This window comes from Adhaeribacter sp. (assembly GCF_057359045.1).
Genome location: NZ_JBMQUD010000111.1, coordinates 21,359 through 39,562 on the forward strand (window position 1 = coordinate 21,359; position 18,204 = coordinate 39,562).

General features: G+C 43.1%; 17 protein-coding genes. 13 read left to right on the top strand and 4 right to left on the bottom strand.

The annotated features are described in order from the left end of the window. Positions 1 to 24 precede the first annotated feature (24 nt). Positions 25 to 1,164, bottom strand: a complete 1,140-nt coding sequence (locus tag ACO1R6_RS16715; protein WP_486266142.1) for an efflux RND transporter periplasmic adaptor subunit — start codon at positions 1,162 to 1,164, stop codon at positions 25 to 27. 155 nt (positions 1,165 to 1,319) lie between these two features. Then, positions 1,320 to 1,736: a hypothetical protein gene (locus ACO1R6_RS16720; protein WP_486266143.1), complete on the bottom strand. Its 417-nt coding sequence runs from the start codon at positions 1,734 to 1,736 to the stop codon at positions 1,320 to 1,322. Positions 1,737 to 2,155: 419 nt separating this feature from the next. Here ACO1R6_RS16720 and ACO1R6_RS16725 point away from each other — a divergent pair, with 419 nt between their 5' ends. The 9 genes from ACO1R6_RS16725 to ACO1R6_RS16765 all read left to right on the top strand — a co-directional run bounded on the left by ACO1R6_RS16725 (position 2,156) and on the right by ACO1R6_RS16765 (position 10,502). Further along, entirely contained in the window at positions 2,156 to 2,707 is a 552-nt protein-coding gene (locus ACO1R6_RS16725; protein WP_486266144.1) for a phosphoribosyltransferase family protein, read from the top strand. 81 nt (positions 2,708 to 2,788) lie between these two features. Continuing rightward, positions 2,789 to 3,457, top strand: a complete 669-nt coding sequence (locus ACO1R6_RS16730) for an alpha/beta hydrolase (RefSeq protein ID WP_486266145.1) — start codon at positions 2,789 to 2,791, stop codon at positions 3,455 to 3,457. A 55-nt stretch (positions 3,458 to 3,512) separates the two neighbouring features. Further along, positions 3,513 to 4,094 carry an RdgB/HAM1 family non-canonical purine NTP pyrophosphatase gene (rdgB, locus tag ACO1R6_RS16735; RefSeq protein ID WP_486266146.1) on the top strand — a complete coding sequence of 194 codons (582 nt, stop codon included), beginning with the start codon at positions 3,513 to 3,515 and terminating at the stop codon, positions 4,092 to 4,094. Between the two features lie 11 nt (positions 4,095 to 4,105). Beyond that, positions 4,106 to 4,588, top strand: a complete 483-nt coding sequence (locus ACO1R6_RS16740; protein ID WP_486266147.1) for an SRPBCC family protein — start codon at positions 4,106 to 4,108, stop codon at positions 4,586 to 4,588. 221 nt (positions 4,589 to 4,809) lie between these two features. After that, positions 4,810 to 5,457 carry a uridine kinase family protein gene (locus ACO1R6_RS16745; RefSeq protein ID WP_486266148.1) on the top strand — a complete coding sequence of 216 codons (648 nt, stop codon included), beginning with the start codon at positions 4,810 to 4,812 and terminating at the stop codon, positions 5,455 to 5,457. A gap of 43 nt (positions 5,458 to 5,500) precedes the next feature. Next, a complete protein-coding gene (locus tag ACO1R6_RS16750; RefSeq protein ID WP_486266149.1) occupies positions 5,501 to 5,863 on the top strand; it encodes a hypothetical protein in 363 nt (120 codons plus the stop codon). A gap of 148 nt (positions 5,864 to 6,011) precedes the next feature. Then, positions 6,012 to 9,032, top strand: coding sequence for a protein translocase subunit SecDF (gene secDF / locus ACO1R6_RS16755; RefSeq protein ID WP_486266150.1), 3,021 nt, complete (start codon positions 6,012 to 6,014; stop codon positions 9,030 to 9,032). Between the two features lie 331 nt (positions 9,033 to 9,363). After that, positions 9,364 to 9,846, top strand: coding sequence for an RNA polymerase sigma factor (locus ACO1R6_RS16760; protein WP_486266151.1), 483 nt, complete (start codon positions 9,364 to 9,366; stop codon positions 9,844 to 9,846). Positions 9,847 to 9,848: 2 nt separating this feature from the next. Beyond that, a complete protein-coding gene (locus ACO1R6_RS16765; protein WP_486266152.1) occupies positions 9,849 to 10,502 on the top strand; it encodes a hypothetical protein in 654 nt (217 codons plus the stop codon). Between the two features lie 102 nt (positions 10,503 to 10,604). Here ACO1R6_RS16765 and ACO1R6_RS16770 read toward each other — a convergent pair whose 3' ends face one another. After that, complete coding sequence (locus tag ACO1R6_RS16770) at positions 10,605 to 11,228, bottom strand: NifU family protein (protein ID WP_486266154.1); 624 nt, start codon at positions 11,226 to 11,228, stop codon at positions 10,605 to 10,607. 216 nt (positions 11,229 to 11,444) lie between these two features. Here ACO1R6_RS16770 and ACO1R6_RS16775 point away from each other — a divergent pair, with 216 nt between their 5' ends. After that, the gene (locus ACO1R6_RS16775; RefSeq protein ID WP_486266155.1) at positions 11,445 to 12,809 is read left to right on the top strand and encodes a sodium:proton antiporter; all 1,365 of its coding nucleotides are present in this window, start codon (positions 11,445 to 11,447) and stop codon (positions 12,807 to 12,809) included. A gap of 37 nt (positions 12,810 to 12,846) precedes the next feature. On the opposite strand, the gene ACO1R6_RS16780 is transcribed toward ACO1R6_RS16775, so the two are convergent. Next, on the bottom strand, positions 12,847 to 14,121 hold the full coding sequence (locus tag ACO1R6_RS16780; protein ID WP_486266157.1) for a carboxypeptidase-like regulatory domain-containing protein: 1,275 nt from the start codon (positions 14,119 to 14,121) through the stop codon (positions 12,847 to 12,849). Positions 14,122 to 14,480: 359 nt separating this feature from the next. On the opposite strand from ACO1R6_RS16780, the gene ACO1R6_RS16785 reads away from it, so the two are divergent. The 3 genes from ACO1R6_RS16785 to ACO1R6_RS16795 are packed head-to-tail and all read left to right on the top strand — an operon-like array spanning position 14,481 to position 18,189. Then, a complete protein-coding gene (locus tag ACO1R6_RS16785) occupies positions 14,481 to 15,827 on the top strand; it encodes a TolC family protein (protein ID WP_486266158.1) in 1,347 nt (448 codons plus the stop codon). After that, positions 15,817 to 16,935, top strand: coding sequence for an efflux RND transporter periplasmic adaptor subunit (locus ACO1R6_RS16790; protein WP_486266159.1), 1,119 nt, complete (start codon positions 15,817 to 15,819; stop codon positions 16,933 to 16,935). Before ACO1R6_RS16785 ends, ACO1R6_RS16790 begins: the two co-directional genes overlap by 11 nt. Before the next feature lie 3 nt (positions 16,936 to 16,938). Continuing rightward, positions 16,939 to 18,189 carry an ABC transporter permease gene (locus ACO1R6_RS16795; RefSeq protein ID WP_486266160.1) on the top strand — a complete coding sequence of 417 codons (1,251 nt, stop codon included), beginning with the start codon at positions 16,939 to 16,941 and terminating at the stop codon, positions 18,187 to 18,189. The last annotated feature ends 15 nt before the right edge of the window (positions 18,190 to 18,204 follow it).

The following is an 18,204-nucleotide window of genomic DNA, read 5'->3' on the forward strand; positions in this document are numbered from 1 at the left end:
ACAATTGCTGCTGCCAATGGCCTTTTAAGGATTAGTAGCCAGGATGCTGTCCATCGGAATAAAAGACGGCTTTATTTCGGCGCCATCCCTGATTTCCTGCACACCTTCGTACACAATCTTTTCGCCGGGCTCTAAGCCCGAATCAACTATGTAGAAGTGAGAAAAGCGGCTTTTAGGTTTAAAATTTCTGGTTTTTACTTTATTATTTTTATCAACCACGTAAACAAAATTCTGGTCCTGCACTTCAAAAGTGGCTTTCTGCGGCACCATTACCACATTGTCGGCATCGTTGGCCAGGCGCACTTTGCCGGTAGAATTGTGTTTGAGTAATTGATTGGGGTTGGCAAACTTGGCCCGGAAAGCAATAGAACCGGTATTGGCTTCAAATACACTTTCTACCGTCTCAATTTTCCCTTTTTGCGGGTACGTTTTGCCATCGGCTAAAATTAAATCTACCACACTGCTGCGGGTGTTGGTGCCTTGCTGTACCGATTTTAAATAATTTAAATATTCTTTCTCCGATACATTAAAGTAAGCAAATACCTCTTTTAAATCCGATAAAGTGGTTAGCAAAGTACCTTCATTAATTAAACTTCCGGCTTTAAAGGGTATGCGGTCGATGACGCCTGAAAAAGGGGCTTTTATATTGGTGTAAGACAGTTTGGTTTGGGCATTGTCCTGGTCAGAACGGGCTTGTTCTATCCGGGCATTAGCGGCGCTTAAATTTACTTTAGCCACTTCCAGTTCCGATTTGGATATTACCTTTTTATCTACCAAAAGCTGCACCTGCGTTACTTTTAGCTCGGCGGCTTTGGCTTCGGCAATAGCGGTTTTCAGGTTAGCTTTGGCCCGTGCCAATTCGGCCTGATACTCGGCAGAACTTAGCCGGAACAAAGGTTGGCCTTGCTTTACCTGTTGGCCTTCATCTACCAAAATTGCATCTAAATAACCATTTACCCGGGCCCGGATATCGATATGGCGCAAGGCATGTATTTCGGCTACGTGTTCGTGGTGCAGAATGGTATCCTGGGCTATTAGTTGGGTTACCGGCACCACTGGCACACTACTTTTTTTATCGTTTGTTTCTCCTTTGGCGGCACAGCCACTCAAAAGGGCACCCAAGCTCAAGGCGTATAGCCAATTAATATTTTTTATAAAATTCATTTTTCTTTTATATTCTAAATTTAAACAACATCTATCTGGCTGCCAGACATAGCTATTCCGCAGCCGGACAAAGCAAAACCGGCCGCTAAAAGTTATATTTAGCAGATAATTAAAAATAAAGGCCAAAAGCAGCCTTAACAGAATAAGGATAGAATTTAGAAGGGCGTAAGCCGGAAAAGAAAGGTATAATATTTGGGCAGTAAAGGAATAAAATTAGAATATTCCCAGGTTGGTTTTTGTGCGGTATGCACCCAAACGTTCAGGTAAACAAGTTTTAATACCCGCACAACCACCGAAAAAGAATAACGCACCACCCGGTGAGGACGCAAATGAAAATTAGGTTGTTCTATTACACTAAAATCTTCTGAAAGCTCCATTACACCCAGTAACAGATTTTCCAGAACATCATCTTTGGCAGGTGTTACTATAGAAGCATTGGGTTCATCGTTCAGCACCTTGTTAATTAAGGCATAGGGTAAACGGTCGACCACATGTTTGCGCGGGAAAAAAGCAAAAACAAGAATGTGTATAAAAAAGCAGAATACAAAAAAGAAATTCCAACGGCGAATCATGTTTTGTAGTGCTCTTTATTTTTACTTAGTAGATGTTGGCTGTACTTTTAATATTAAACAACAGATTAACTGTTTACTAGTTTTACTGTATATTAATCAAATAATTACTCAGGTTCAAAAATACAAAATTTTTAATGAAAATAAAATTACTTTTTATAATTCTTAATAATCAGGCTTAAACATATTAGCTATAAGTATAATTTGTAATATTTTCTTAATTTACTTATAACCTTTAGCTAAACCTTGCGGGCCTGCATTAACCGGATTTTTACCCGAAAACAACTGACCGTGTTAACCTTAACGCCTGTTCCGGTACAACAAATAGTTTTAGATTTAATTAAATTACCCCACTTGTAACTTGGTTTAGCCCGCAAGCTTAAACTAAATAAATTTTACTTTTAAAAATTAGCGCCGCATATTTGAGTGCATTTACCTGGCTCCTGATAATTATGGAAAATATTACTTTTGATGAAACAAACCGGATTTTAGACCGCGACCAGATTCGGCAAAAAATTACCCGGATGGCGTTTGAATTGTACGAGCATAATTTTGAAGAAAAAGATATATTGCTGGCCGGCATCCAGGAAAACGGTTATATTCTGGCGCAACTTTTTGCCGAAGAATTAAGAAAGATTTCGGGCATACAGGTAAGCCTAGCCAGTATTACCTTAGATAAAATTTACCCGCTAGACCACCCCATTGTGGTAGAACCAGCTAATATTAACCTGGAGCAACGGGTGGTAATTTTAGTGGATGATGTACTGAATACCGGAAAAACATTGGCTTATGCCATGCAGTTTTTCTTAAAATCAGAAGTAAAAAAGATTGAAACGGCTACGCTTATAAACCGGCACCACACGCTTTATCCTATTACAGCCACTTACACGGGTTTATCTTTATCTACTACTCTGCAGGAACATATTCGGGTGGTGTTAACCGAAGGTGAGCGCTTTGGGGCTTATTTAATTTAAATGGGTTACGGCCGTATTTACCTTTCTAGCAATTCGTATGCTATTACCTAGTTAATCTATTTTTAACCATTAAGCTTTGACATGTTCCACGTTGTCATGATTCCGGGTTTGGGCGTGGACGAAAGAATATTCCAGAATCTGGCCGTTGATAACCGGTTTACCCGTACCATTATCCGCTGGATACCACCAGAACCTAATGAGAATTTGACGCAATACGCCAGCCGGCTGGCCGGGCAAATACCGCAGAAAAATAACTTAATCTTAATAGGCATTTCGTTTGGTGGCATTATTGCCGTAGAACTGGCTAAAATATTAAACCCACTCCAGACCATTATTATCTCCAGCGTAAAAACCCGTCAGGAGCTGCCTTGGTATTATCGGTTGGCGGGAAAGTTGCGGCTGGCTTATTTATTACCGTTACAGTTTGGTAAAAAAATGCCCCGCTTACAGGCCTATATTTTTGGGGCGAAAACGCCGGCAGAAGCTACTTTACTCCACCAGATAATTCAGGAATTAGATATTTCGTATGCCAAATGGGCGCTTTACCAGATTAGTAACTGGCCCAATCAAACACAAATTCCTGGTTTGCTGCACCTGCACGGCACCCACGATAAATTATTCCCCGTTAACTGCATTCATAATTGTTACCCCGTACTCCATGGCGAGCACTTGATGGTAGTTAGCCTTGGCGAAAAGATAAGCCAGATAATAAATACCGAACTGCTTAAACTTACCGAAAGGTCTGCTTAAATTTACTTTATAATAAATTAAGAGCTATTCCAGAATCAGAAACAACCCGTGTACCATGAGACTTTGTTTTGCAAGCAACAACGAACATAAATTAGCCGAAATACGCCAGATGTTAGAGGCCCCTTACGAAATAGTAAGTCTGCAGGAAATTGGGTGTAACGAAGAATTACCCGAAGAGCAGGTTACCCTGGAAGGTAACTCCCGGCAAAAAGCCATGTACGTTTGGGAAAATTACGGGGTAAGCTGCTTTGCCGACGACACGGGTTTAGAAGTGCACGCGTTAAACGGCGCACCCGGCGTTTATTCAGCCCGCTACGCCGGCCCGCAACGCAGCAACACCGATAATATAGCGCTGCTCTTGCAAAACCTGAAAAATATTTCTGACCGCTCGGCCCGCTTCCGGACCTCCATTACTTTAATTCTGGACGGCCAGGAGCACCAGTTCGATGGCATTGTAAAAGGGCAAATTACCCAGGAACCCGCCGGCAACGTAGGCTTTGGCTACGACCCCATTTTTCTGCCGGAAGGTTCCGAGCAAACCTTTGCCCAGATGTCGGCGGCAGAGAAAAACCGTATTAGCCACCGGGGGCGGGCCATACAAAATTTAATCTCTTTTTTAAAAGGGCAGCCGTTATAAAGGTTATAAACATGCCCGAAATTTATTTGGAAACTCAGATTAAAGCACCGGTTCAGGTGTGTTTTGATTTAGCCCGCAGCATTGATCTGCACCAAATATCTACGAGCAAAACCGGCGAAAAAGCAATTGACGGCAAAACTAGTGGGCTTATACAACTGCACGAAACAGTAACTTGGCGCGCCAGGCACTTTGGCATTTGGCAAGAATTAACGTCGGTTATTACCGCTTTTGAACCGCCTTATTTTTTTGAAGACTGCCTGGTAAGCGGTGCTTTTAAAAGTTTTTCGCACGGGCACTATTTTAACCAAAGCGCAGAAATTACCACCATGCGCGATAAATTTGTATTTACCTCTCCACTGGGCTGGCTTGGCCAACTGGCTAATTTCTTAATCTTAACCCAGTACATGCGTAACCTGCTGCAAGACCGAAATCAGATAATTAAACAATACGCTGAATCTGGAAACTGGGAGCTTCTTCGGGCGGTTCAATCTTGAACAACTTGTAATTTAAAATTTAATAAGATATTCAGAGCGAAAGTTTACCCGTAGCATAGTTTCTAACTATCCAGGGATTCCGATCTGTACTCTTCAACACTATTTCAATACCTTACCCTACTCTCAGTAAAAAGAAATTCTCACCTTAATTAAATTATTTCGGGTAAAATCATGTTGCGGGAGAACAAACCCTTACTTTTGTATAAAATTTAAGATTTTCTATGCAGAAGCCTTTTCTGGTAGGCATTACAGGTGGTAGCGCTTCGGGCAAAACCACGTTTTTACGTAAATTAATTTGTTCTTTTGCGCCGGAAGATATTTGCCTGATTTCGCAGGATAATTATTACCATCCGCGCGAAAACCAATTGAAAGACGATATGGGCGTGGTAAATTTTGATTTACCTACTTCTATTGACGCCCACAGTTATGCCCAGGACGTACACAAAATAAGCCAGGGCGAAGCCTTTACCCGTAAAGAATATACCTTTAACAACCCCAATGTAATTCCGCAGGACCTTATTTTTAAGCCGGCCCCGGTGGTTATTGTGGAAGGAATATTTGTATTTTATTTTGCCGAAGTAGCCGAACAACTGGATTTAAAAGTTTACATCGATGCCAAAGAACACGTAAAACTGCACCGCCGCATTATGCGCGACAAAGTAGAACGTGGCTACGAGCTGGACGATGTGCTTTACCGCTACCTGAACCACGTTGCCCCTACCTACGAAAAATACATAGAACCATACAAACACGACGCCGACCTGATTATACCCAATAACAACCGTTTTGAACGCGGTTTAGAGGTACTGGTATCGTTCTTAGATACTAAAATTAAAGCTTATCGCCAAAATGAGCTGGGGGAAAATTAAATTCTATTTTCTTAACAACTTAAAATATTTATCTTTGTGTTAAATGTATTTACCCGCTAACATAGCTAAACATCTGCGTTTGTTATTTACAGCCCTCACACTTTTGTTTGTGGTGGGTTTAAATAACCGCGAGGTAACTACTTATGCGGTAGCGCCGGCAAACTCCTCTGAACAAAAGGTAAACAAAGCCGCTACCGACCAACACGGTACGATAAAGCAAAAAGTTTCTTTTGAGGCAACATATGCCGGCGTGGTGCTGCCACCGGCCACTTTACTACCGGTTACCTGGCAAATACTTGTTCCAGAAGCACTTAACACCAATTCACCAACTTACCGGCCCAATAAAGTAGCCCTTGTTCTTATCCGGCTATTGCTTTCTACGGCTATCTCGCCCAACGCTCCTTAAAATATTTACATTTTTTGGAATTACCCGTCTCTAAATACTGTTTCCTCATTTTAGAACTTTTTAAGACGGTTTAACCTGTCAGCCTGGGATTTAGGCTGTAGCTTCAAATATATTTCAATTTTACTTTATACATTATTTAGTACATCTAATGCGTAACAAAACCGTAATTTTTGTCCTGACAGTAATAGTGGCCGCTTTGTGCTTGTATTACTTGTCGTTTAGCTTTGTATCGAGAAATGTGCAGAAGAAGGCCGAAGCCTACGCCACTACTGCCAAAGGCAACATCGATACAAACAAAAAATTTGCTTACCTCGATTCAATCCGCAAGGAGCCGGTATTTAACTTTTTAGGTTTACAGTATACCTACGAAGAAATTCAGGACAGCGAACTGGGTTTAGGCCTCGACTTAAAAGGTGGTATGCACGTAACCTTAGAAGTATCGCCGGTTGAGATTATTAAATCCATGTCGGGTAACAGCAAAGACCCTAACTTCCTGAAAGCCTTAGACCGGGCGCAGGTGTTACAACGCAACAGCCAGGAAAACTTTACCACACTTTTTGCCCGGGCTTACCGCGAAATTAACCCTACTGGTAAGTTAAGCACTATTTTCTCGAATACCTCTAACAAAGGCCGCATTACCTACGCCTCTACCAACGACCAGGTAATTTCTGAAATTAATAAAGAAGTAGAAGGCGCCATTGATCGTTCTTTTAACATCTTACGCACCCGGATTGATAAATTTGGTGTGAACCAACCCAATATTCAGCGTTTAAAAGGCACCGGCCGCATACAAATAGAATTACCGGGTGTTACCGACGTTACGCGGGTACGCAAACTTTTACAAGGTATGGCTAAACTGGAGTTCTGGGAAGTATGGTCGCCAGAAGAGTTTTCGCCTTACTTTATGCAACTGAATACCGTACTGGCCAAACAGGAAGCTGCCAATAAATTAAAAGGTGCTACTGCTCCTAAAACTGATAATGCTTTAACCAATGCGGCAGCCAAATCAGAACCGGCCATAGACCCGCTAACCGGCAAACCAGTAGCCGACAGCAACGCCACAGTAGCGAGCACCACCCCAGCCGATTCAGCTAAGACCGATTCTTTAGGTGCTAACCAAAGCAGCTTGTTAGCGCGTTTATTTGTACCGCTGCCGGGTGGTTTAGGGGTAAACGTACGCGATACAGCCCGGGTAAATGCTTTGTTCCGTCAGCCGGATGTACAAACTTTATTCCCGCCAAACATGAAATTCTTGTGGTCGGTTAAACCCATTGTAAGCCCCGACCGCAAAGAGTACCTGGAGTTTTACGCGGTTAAAAAAGGTCGTGATGGCAAAGCACCCGTAACCGGCGAATATATCAGCGATGCCCGTCAGGACTTTGACCAGACCGGCCGGCCAGAAGTAACCATGAGCATGAACACAACCGGCGCCCGTAACTGGCAGCGTTTAACCGGGGCCAACATCGGCCGCCAGGTAGCTATTGTACTCGACGATTACGTGTACTCAGCGCCAGTAGTACAAGCCGAAATTGCCGGTGGTAACTCTTCTATTTCGGGTAACTTTACCGTTGAAGAAGCCCAGGATTTAGCTAATATTTTAAAAGCTGGTAAAATGCCGGCACCAACCCGGATTGTGGAAGAAGCCATTGTGGGTCCGTCGTTGGGTAAAGAAGCCATTAGCCAAGGTTTACTATCAACCATAGCTGGTTTAGTAGTTGTGGTATTGTTTATGATTGCTTACTACAGCAAAGGCGGTTTAGTAGCCGACTTAGCCCTGGTGTTTAACATTTTCTTTATTTTGGGTATTCTGGCCCAGTTTAATGCAGCCCTTACCTTACCGGGTATTGCCGGTATTGTGTTAACCATTGGTATGTCGGTAGATGCCAACGTACTGATTTTTGAGCGGATTCGGGAAGAGTTAAGAAACGGGTTAAGTGTGCGGGATGCCATTCATAAAGGTTACGATCGCGCTTTCAGCTCTATCTTCGACGCAAACGTAACTACTTTATTAGCCGGTATTATTCTGTACTTCTTTGGTTCCGGTCCGGTTAAGGGTTTTGCGATTACCCTGATGATTGGTATTGCTACTTCGTTCTTTACCGCAGTATATATTTCACGTTTAATTATTGAGTGGTGGATTTCCGGTAAAAAAGGAGACAATATTTCTTTCTCTAGTGCCTTCTCCAATGGTTTATTTAAGAACTTCAATTACGATTATCTTAAATACCGCAAAGTAGCCTACATTGCTTCTCCTACTATAATTGTGTTGGGGTTTGTAGCCATGGCTTTGCAAGGTGGTCCTAACTTGGGCGTAGACTTTAAAGGCGGCCGCTCGTACGTAGTGCAGTTCGATAAGGCTGTACCAGCTTCGGATGTTAGAACCGCTTTAATTGATAACTTTAAAGAGGCCGGTACCGAAGTAAAAACTTACGGTGCATCTAACCGCTTAAAAGTAACCACCAGTTACCTGGCCGAAGAAGAAGCTACAGAAGCCGATGTTACCGTACAAACGGCCCTGGAAGCTGGTTTAAAAGAATATGCTCCGCTTAATCCGCAGATTCTGAGCACCGCCAAAGTAGGCGCTACCATGGCCGACGACATTCAGAACACCGCCATTATTGCCATATTATTATCTTTTGCCGGTATCTTCCTGTACGTAATGTTACGTTTCCGGAAATGGCAATATAGTTTGGGTGGCGTAGTAGCCTTGGTGCACGATGCTTTAATGGTAATTGCTTTCTTTGCCATTGCCCGCGTATTTGGCTTAAGCTACGAAATGGACCAAGTATTTATCGCTTCTATCTTAACCATTATTGGTTTCTCTATTAACGATACCGTAGTAATCTTTGACCGTATCCGGGAATATTTAGCCAACAATCCAAAATCGAAAATGAAAGATGTAATAAATCCGGCTTTGAACGACACCTTAAGCCGCACCATTATTACTTCCTTAACTGTATTCTTTGTGGTGGTTATCCTGTTTATCTTTGGCGGCGAAACCTTACGGGGCTTCTCTTTTGCCATGCTGGTAGGCGTTATTTCGGGTACTTATTCTACCCTGTTTATTGCTACCCCGCTTGTACTGGATACTACTACTAATGAAGATAACAAACCAATGGCTCCTGCCGCTGTAACACCTAAATTAGCTACTACCGAACGGATGCGTTAAGAATTATTAATGCTGTTAAATAAAAAAGCCCGGCCAATCTTGGCCGGGCTTTTTTATTTATTTATTTATTTGCCCGGTTAATGCTAGATAAGGTTAGAAAATTTTGCCAGAAATAAAGTTTAAGTGCCGCGCCTAAGCTAGAAGAATATTGGATAAAACTTCTCCCTTCAATCTTAAAGCACCCTCAATTCAATTTCCCCTCTAAACCTGCTGTTCAGTTTTTCATCTTTACCTTTTTCTCAAATTCTTGCTTCTCTGGTGGTTTAAAATATATTTGATCTGGCCTGTAAGTTTTTTTAAACTGCCGCGACTAATTATTTAAACACTAAACTTGGAAGAAGCATTTTTAAAGTCGGTTACTGAACACCAGGGCATTATATTTAAAATATGCCGCATGTATTGCTCAGACATAACCGATTCGGAAGATTTATTCCAGGAGATACTTTTGAACCTATGGAAAGCCTGGCCAACGTACAATGGCACAGCCAAAATAAGTACCTGGATTTACCAGGTCGGGCTGAACACAGCCATAACCCGGTTAAGAAAAAATAGCCGCCGGCCCTTACTCAAAACTTTGTCGTTGGCCCAGGAAAATATGCGGGAGCCACCGCCCCACCGCCTGGACATTTTATTTGATAAAGAATTACAAGCCGCCATAGACGATTTAGATAATTTTGATAAAGCGTTGGTAATGCTTTACCTGGACGAAAAAAGCTACAAAGAAATAGCCGAAGTGCTGGGATTATCGGAAAGTAACGTGGGCGTAAAAATTAACCGGATTAAGAAAAAATTAAAGGAAAGAATAAATCGCTGAAGATGGAATTAGATGATTTAAAAGCCCGTTGGCAGCAGGAAAACGAAAAAAATTTAAACCAAAATAAACAAACCATGGAACAAATAAGACTAATGCTACAGGAAAAATCTACCGGCACCCTAACCGGTATGAAAAAAAAGTACGAAAAAATTATTTCTTTGCTTTTCGTAGGGATACTGTTAAATATTCTGGTAAACCCGTTTTTACATTTTTTACTCGGCGATGAGGGTCCGGTATTCCGGCTAACTTTTGGGGGATTATTATCACTCGTTACTGTGGTTATTTTCGGGCTGATGGTAGTTTATTTCTACTGGTTAAAGTACACCGCCCTGCAAACCGTTGTTTCAGCCAGAGATTTAAAAGGTAGTTTAACCGAAAATATAGCTTTACTAAAAAAATACCGGCGACAGGAGGTTTATTTTATTTTAACCTTGTTCGGAGCCCTTTTTATTTGCGCCCGCCTTAGTTCTGCTTTTCTGGGCAATGGTGCCTTTGGGGATATCTGGCACCCTGATATTTTGCTGGCCATGCTGGCCGCTTTAAGTATAATGGGCTTTTACATTTATAAAAGAGTAAAAGCTTATGCAAAAAATATTCTGGAATTAGAACAATACCTGGCCGAGTTTGAAGAAGGCGTTTCAGAATTAAATAAATAATACCGGCTTTACTTAGCCGGTTAAGGTAGCATAAAAACAAATAGCCCGGCCAATCTAATCTGTTTGGCCGGGCTATTTGTTTTCGTAATAGCTAGCTCGGTACTAATAACCAAAATCAGTTACGCCTTCGGCTACTACTTCGGTTACTTCGGGTACCATGCGCTTCAATAAATTCTCGATACCAGATTTTAAAGTAATAGTAGCCGACGGACAGCCGCTGCACGAACCTTGCAGGTTTACAGTTACCACACCTTGGTTATAAGATTTAAAGGTAATATTACCGCCATCCTGCTCCACAGCTGGCCGTACGTAATTTTCGAGCAGGTCAATTACTTTCTGGGAAATAACGGCATCTTCGCCGGTAAGCTCCGCCGTAGCATTAGAAGTTGCCTGCGCTTGTTCTGCTACCGGATCTTGTAAAAAGATAGGCCCGCCTGCTTCTACGTAGGACTTAATAAAGCTCCGCAGTTCCGGTATCAATTGCACCCATTGGATATCGGTATTTTTGGTTACGGTAACAAAGTTGCTCGAAATAAAAATACGCGAAACATAATCGAAATTAAACAACTCCTGGGCCAGCGGCGAGTTGGCAGCACTTTCTAAGTTGGGGTAGTCTACACTTACAGCATCGGGCGCCAAGGTAGTGCTCAGCACAAACTTCATCGACTCCGGGTTAGGATTAGCCTCGGCATATACCGAAACCGATTTTTCTTTATTTTCTATCATAAAATTCTGAGTTTATAGGGTAAATATACTTACTGCTATTTTCATTCCAAAGTTAAGCATTATCTAAACAAAACGCATTACCCGAATAATTCCTGCGAATAACTGCCAATAAGTCAGGCAACATGAACAGCAGCCATTTATCTTTATTAGACTGGTATATTTAACCGTAAGGTGTACCTTTGCGCCAGATTATTATAAGAACCGATCTTTTACTGCATGGTTAATATTTTTATTCTCCTCTCCGAAACAATGCCGGTTTTACCGACATATCTTATTATCCCGTTTCTATTATTGTTGGGTATGATTGCTTCCGGGCCGGTTTTATTTCCGCATTTTTGGGAGCATAATTACCGCATAGTAGCCGTTACGTTGGGTTTGCTGGTACTGGCTTATTATTTACTGGTGCGCCACGATTACCACATGCCCGTAGAAACCCTCGCCGATTATGGTTCTTTTGCGGTGTTGTTAAGCTCATTATACATTGCGGCCGGCGGTATTTATATAAATGCCAATGCCCGGGCTACCCCATTTTTAAATATTATACTTTTATTTGCCGGAGCTTGCCTGGCCAATATTATTGGTACTACCGGTGCTTCTCTTTTACTCATCCGGCCATTTATCCGGCTCAATATTCACCGCATTAAACCTTACCAGATTATATTTTTTATATTTATTGTAAGTAATGCCGGTGGTTTACTTACGCCGCTCGGCGACCCGCCGCTATTTATTGGCTTTCTAAAAGGTGTACCTTTCTTCTGGACCTTGCAGCATTTGGTGCTACCCTGGTTTATTGCGGTAATTGGCTTGTGTGCTATATTTTATTATTTCGATTGGAAAAATCGGGCCGTAGATTATACCCCCAAAGAAGAAGTCCGGAAGAAAATTGATGAGAAAACCGAGTTTTACTTTACCGGTAAACGCAATTTAATTTGGCTGGCCGTAATAATAGGGGCCATTTTCCTGGACCCTAATGTAATAAATGGTCTGCCGTCTATTTCTTTCGGCGAAATGCGGATTTCTTTTGTACGGGAAATTATTCAGTTAACCGCGGCTTTTTTCTGCTACCGTTTTTCGAGTAGAACTGCTTTAAATGGTAATCATTTTACCTTTGGGCCTATTCTGGAAGTGGTATTTTTATTCTTTGGTATCTTTTTTACCATGATGCCGGCCCTGCAACTGGCGGCCAAAGTAGCGGCTTCGCCAGAATTTAGCTCCTTATTAAATCCAGATTCGGTTTACTGGGCCGCCGGTACCTTGTCGGGCTTTTTAGATAATGCGCCTACCTACGCCAACTTTTTATCGTTAAGCATGGCTAAATACAACATGAGTTACAGCAACGTGCTGGATGTCCATAATTTTGCGTACGGCCCCGAAACGTACCACTTACTTGAAGCGATTTCGTTGGGGTCGGTATTTTTTGGAGCTTTCTCTTATATTGGTAACGGGCCCAATTTTATGGTAAAAGCCATTGCCGAAAGTGCCGGTATCAAAATGCCGTCTTTCTTTAAATATATTATTTCTTTTTCAATCCCGTTCCTGCTGCCCATTCTGTTTTTGGTCTGGTTATTCGTGGTGCGGTAAAATCCCGCAAATATGGGGCAAGCCTAACAGCATTATTTTATTCTGTAGGGGCTTGCCCAAATTGCGTTTCCAAGGGCGCATGTTTTTCCAAATCGGCTTTAATCTCTTGGTAAAGTTTAGAATCGACGGGCTTTTGGTATTGCGCCCAAAAAGCGCGGTCATAAGAAACGGCATTCTGGTATAAATCCGGATTCTTATTTTTCGCCTCCACATTAACTTCTTTGGGCGCAACAAACCGAATATTATTGACCACAAACTCTTCGTGCAATTCCTGGCTGGCCAAATCTTTCGTCGTTTTTATGTTGCCACTCGAAACTGTTACATAGCTTTCTAAATATATCTTTTGCTTTAACGTAAAGTGAAAGTAGTTTAGCACCAATTTATTTTGGTAAGGCGCATAACTAAACGTACCCCGCCAGGAATATTTCTTATACTTCAGGGTATCGGCCCGAAAAGGTTCGCCGGCTAATTGCTGGGTATCCCAACTGTAATCGTAGTCGACTTTAAGAAAGGCGTAATCGTTGGCTCTTACGTAAATGGTAGCTTGGTGCATGTCGGCTTTCCGGGTAGTGGGTATGCTGGCTTTAATAATATAGACATCCTGCTTATCTATTTGGGTATAGCCGGTAATTTTAAACTGCCAGTTGCCCAGATTATTTTGGTTAAGAAAACCCCGCCCGTACCGTACATGATCCAAGGCTAAAGCATTTTGCATCAGGTTGGGTTTTGCGGCCGGCCGGTACTGCCGATAATCCTGGCTCAGACGGCTTTTCTGGTAAGTTACATCCACATCGTTTCTGGCGCCAAAGCCGGCTTGGTAAACCTGTACCACCGATTCAATTAAAGAAGTAAACGCGCCGTTTTCTTTAACCGCATGACGGTAAAAACCCTCGGCCTGGTAAGTGGTTCCGCCGTAATTATCTGGTATTTGGGCAATACCACGCGCTATTATCTGGCGGGCATTTAAGGGGGTAACCCGCACCTCTTGCAAAGTAGCTGTACTTTCGCGCAACAACAAGCGTTTACCGGATTTTTGGTTATGTAAAAAGGCTTTAACCGGTACGGCCAGGGGCTCAAAACCAATGCAAGAAAGTACTAAAGTATCGGTTTGGGAGCTGGCCGGAACTGTAAGCCTAAATATACCTTCGGCATTACTGATTAAGCGCCCGTTTGCTTGCTTAAACGAAATATTTACGTAAGGTACCGGCTCCTGCGATTTTGCATCGTACACCTCGCCCAGTATAACCAGACTACCGCTTTGGAACCAACTTCTTATAAATGCCCAGATAATGATGGTTAGCAGTTGGTTCATAGCCAGGAAATTATTTTCTATAAATACGTACCGAGGCCTAAAATATTGGCTTAAAGGTATATATTTTTAAGTGCTAAGTTTCTGCCCGCAATAACTTGATTCAGAAGCGTTTTGTAGTTTGCTCCCTACAACTAAAATCTATTGTTAGAATAACATTTAAGTCGAAAAATCGCGGGGCAATTAAAATATATTAAAAAAGACTTCTCCACCGAATTAATGAATATTTTGAATACGACTTAACATCTGTTTCCTACAATTTAAATCCGAATATTTCCGGTTAACATAGATAGATTTTTAATTGGCCTGGGCCAACTTTTATTTTAGTGTTGTAAACAAAATAACCCGGTGCGGCTACTCCCATGCAAAAGCTATCAATATTGCTTCTCTTCCTGCTGCTAACGGGCCAGGTTCAGGCCCAGGTAAAATTTGCTTCTTTGGCCGAATGCACGGCTTATGCCTTGCAAAACCGGCCGGATTTAAAAAACGAAGCTTTAACGGAAAAACTAGCGCTTTACCAGGTTAAGCAGGCAAATGCCGCTTTATTACCTCAGGTAAAAGCTACCGCCGCACTCGACGATTATTTGAGCTTACCGGTGCAACTGGTGCCGGCTGAGTTTGTAGGAGGTCAGGCGGGCGAGTTCCGGAGTATCCAGTTTGGCACCCAATATAATTTAGGATACGGGCTGGAGGCTACTTTGCCATTATTGCAGACATCGGCCTGGAAAAACCGCAAAATTGCTGCGGCCGAGGCCCAGGCGGCCCACTATCAGAAACTAACCGCTGAGCAACGCGCGGCCGAAGAAATTGCCCGGGTGTATTACGCCACATTGCTGAGCCAGGAAATTACTTTTATTGCCCATCAGAATGCTCTGGTAAACGATACTTTGGCCTTAACGGCATCTCACAAATACCAACAAGGCCTGGTAGAAGCTTTGGAATATAATCGCTTAAAAGCATTACAACTGGAAAGCCAGCAGCTTTATGCCGACAACCTAACTGTTTACCAGAAAAACCTGAATCGATTAAAAGCCTTATGCAGTTTAAATTCCGCTACGTCTTTAGAACTTACCGAAAAATTACTAACCAAACAGCCAGGTCAGGTAAACCTGAATACTACGCCGGAGGCACAAAACGGATATTTTGCTTTAAATTACCGGTTACAAGCAACCCACCAGGAGTGGCAAAAACAAAAATTAAGCTGGCTGCCCGAAGTTTCGGCATACAGTCGGTATACCCGCCAGGCGCAGCGCCGCAATTTTAATTTTCTGGCCGAAGGTTATCCTTGGTTTCAGATTGGGTTAATTGGGGTGCGGGCCGATTGGCCTTTGTTTATCGGCTTTAACCGTATTACCGCAGTAAAGCAAGCCCAGCTAAATTACCAAATAGCCCAAAACAATTTGCACCAGTATGTAATCCAAACCCAAACCGAATTAGCTGATATTCAACTAAGTTACCAGAACGCCGCCGAAAGCCTGAAAAGTTACCGGCAACACTACGAATTGTACCGGCAAAATTATGACCTCGCTATTATTAAATACCAGGCGGCGGTGTACAGCGTGGATCAACTGCTGCAGGTATACGCCGAAAAATTAAAATCGCAGAATCTTTATATAAATGCCTTGGCGCAGTATTATATTAATCGTTCGTTGCTGTTGCTCCATAACCAATATACCCAAGCTGCAAATACCCCAACCCATGAAAAATAACACCAAAACCCTATTCTTAAATTTAACCTTGCTGGCTTTGGTAAGCACCCTCGTACTGGCTGGTTGCCGGCGCGGTCCGGAAACGGTTACCCCGGAAGTAAAACCCTTAACCGAAGCGGTGTATGCCTCGGGCTTTGTGGTTTCGGATCAGGAATATCAGATTTATGCGCAGGGCGAAGGCATACTCGTGGAAAAGCTGGTGCAGGAAGGAGAACCTGTAAACCCGGCGCAAGCTTTGTTTGTACTGGAAAGTCCGCAGCAAAATGCCCGTTACCAATACGCCCGCGAAGCTTATAACCTGGCCGCCGCCAACTACCGGCCCAATAGCCCGGTGCTAAAAGAAGCGTCCGTTGCCTGGCAGGCTGCTAAAACCAAGCTGGACTACGATTCAATAAACTACCAGCGTTACCAGAATTTATATCAGCACAATGCTACCTCCAAAGCCGAGATGGAGCGTTTTAAATTAACCTACAACAACAGCCAAAGCGAGTACCAGGCGGCCCGCAGCCGCTACAACAAACTCCGGAACCAACTATACCTGGAACGGCAATCTACCCAAAGCAATTTGCAGATTGCCCGCGACGAAAGCGCACGTTACACCGTAAAAAGCCAGATTAAAGGTACCCTGCTAAAAATGCTGAAAGAACCCGGCGAACTGGTTAAAAGAGGCGAACCATTAGCCGTAGTGGGTCGCCTGGACCAGTTTTACCTGCGGCTTAAGGTAGATGAACTGGATATACAGCGGGTAAAAGCCGGTCAGGAAATATTGGTAAAAATAGATGCCTATCCCAAACAAGTGTTTAAAGCGCAAGTAGCTAAAATTTACCCCACCGTAGATCCGCGCGACCAGTCTTTACGGGTAGATGCCCGGTTAACCGATTCACTGCCGGGCTATTATTCCGGCCTGGCCCTGGAAGCCAATATTATAATCAATCAGAAGAATAAAACATTGGTAATTCCCCGCCCTTTGTTATTGCCCGGCGATACAGTGGAGATTAACCAAAACGGCCAAACAAAAAAAGTAAAAGTGGTAAAAGGCGTCGAAACCCTGAACGAAGTCGAAATTATTTCGGGTCTAGCATCCAATTCGCAACTTGTAACCCGGTAAGTCATGAACCTTTCGCTCCAAATTGCCAAAACCCACCTGCTGGCCAAACCTAAACAAACCATTGTGGCCATGCTGGGCGTTACGTTTGGGATTGCCATGTTTATTACCATGGTTAGTCTCATGACCGGTCTGAATAATTTTACCGAAGAACTTACCATGACCTCAACGCCCGATATCCGGATTTACCACGATGTAACGGAGCCCCGGCAGAGCATTCTGGAAGAACTGTATGGTAAGCAAAGCCTAACGGTGGTGCACCACCAGAAACCTAAAAACGAAACACCCAAAATCCGGAATGCTTTCCAGATTGCAAATTTGCTGCGCCAGGATCCACTGGTGCTGGGGGCCGCGCCTTTGCTCAGTTCTCAGGTTTTTTACAACTACGGCCCGGTGCAGCTAAATGGCACTATTGCCGGCGTAGATATTATGGAAGAAGACAAATTATTCAATCTGCGGTCTAAAATTAAAACCGGCCGACTCGAAGACTTACTGCTCTCGCCGGATGGCATTCTCATGGGCACCGGACTGGCTCGGAAACTGAATACCCAAACCGGCGACCGGGTAGTGATTACTACACCAGAAGGTTTTACCATGACATTGAAGATTGTGGGAACTTTCCAGATGGGATTAGGCGCTATTGATAACGTAAAAGCCTACGCCACCATTTCTACCGTGCAAAAAATATTGCAGAAAGACCAAAGTTATATTACCGATATCAACCTGAAACTGAAAGATATAAATGCTGCCAAACCAAAAGCTGCTGCTTTGCAGAAAATGCTGGGCTACAAAGCCGAAGATTGGGAAACCGCCAATGCCACTTTTCTGACCGGCTCCATGATCCGGAATGTACTCACGTATTCGGTGTCGGTTACCTTGCTCATTGTGGCGGGCTTTGGCATTTACAACATTCTAAATATTACCATTCATAATAAAATGAAAGATATTGCCATTTTAAAAGCTACCGGCTTTGCCGCTAATGATGTCCGCAATATTTTCCTGATTCAATCTCTGGTCATTGGTTTTTTGGGCAGCGCCTTGGGTTTAATTATTGGTTTTGTGCTTTCGTACCTTGTGTCGCTGGTGCCGTTTAACGGCGGCGATTTTATCAGCATCGATACGCTGCCGGTAAATTTTACACCTAAATATTACCTGATTGGCGTGATATTCGGGTTAGGCACCACCGCCATTGCCGGCTACCTGCCCAGCCGCAACGCCGGCAAAGTAGACCCCATCGAAATCATCCGTGGTCAATAAATGGCTGAATGTTGA

Bases quoted from the DNA above. Each gene is read 5' to 3' on its own strand.
- ACO1R6_RS16715 (WP_486266142.1), bottom strand. From the start codon at position 1,164: ATGAATTTTATAAAAAATATTAATTGGCTATACGCCTTGAGCTTGGGT.
- ACO1R6_RS16720 (WP_486266143.1), bottom strand. From the start codon at position 1,736: ATGATTCGCCGTTGGAATTTCTTTTTTGTATTCTGCTTTTTTATACAC.
- ACO1R6_RS16730 (WP_486266145.1), top strand. From the start codon at position 2,789: ATGTTCCACGTTGTCATGATTCCGGGTTTGGGCGTGGACGAAAGAATA.
- rdgB (WP_486266146.1), top strand. From the start codon at position 3,513: ATGAGACTTTGTTTTGCAAGCAACAACGAACATAAATTAGCCGAAATA.
- ACO1R6_RS16740 (WP_486266147.1), top strand. From the start codon at position 4,106: ATGCCCGAAATTTATTTGGAAACTCAGATTAAAGCACCGGTTCAGGTG.
- ACO1R6_RS16745 (WP_486266148.1), top strand. From the start codon at position 4,810: ATGCAGAAGCCTTTTCTGGTAGGCATTACAGGTGGTAGCGCTTCGGGC.
- ACO1R6_RS16750 (WP_486266149.1), top strand. From the start codon at position 5,501: ATGTATTTACCCGCTAACATAGCTAAACATCTGCGTTTGTTATTTACA.
- secDF (WP_486266150.1), top strand. From the start codon at position 6,012: ATGCGTAACAAAACCGTAATTTTTGTCCTGACAGTAATAGTGGCCGCT.
- ACO1R6_RS16765 (WP_486266152.1), top strand. From the start codon at position 9,849: ATGGAATTAGATGATTTAAAAGCCCGTTGGCAGCAGGAAAACGAAAAA.
- ACO1R6_RS16770 (WP_486266154.1), bottom strand. From the start codon at position 11,228: ATGATAGAAAATAAAGAAAAATCGGTTTCGGTATATGCCGAGGCTAAT.
- ACO1R6_RS16775 (WP_486266155.1), top strand. From the start codon at position 11,445: ATGGTTAATATTTTTATTCTCCTCTCCGAAACAATGCCGGTTTTACCG.
- ACO1R6_RS16780 (WP_486266157.1), bottom strand. From the start codon at position 14,121: ATGAACCAACTGCTAACCATCATTATCTGGGCATTTATAAGAAGTTGG.
- ACO1R6_RS16785 (WP_486266158.1), top strand. From the start codon at position 14,481: ATGCAAAAGCTATCAATATTGCTTCTCTTCCTGCTGCTAACGGGCCAG.
- ACO1R6_RS16790 (WP_486266159.1), top strand. From the start codon at position 15,817: ATGAAAAATAACACCAAAACCCTATTCTTAAATTTAACCTTGCTGGCT.
- ACO1R6_RS16795 (WP_486266160.1), top strand. From the start codon at position 16,939: ATGAACCTTTCGCTCCAAATTGCCAAAACCCACCTGCTGGCCAAACCT.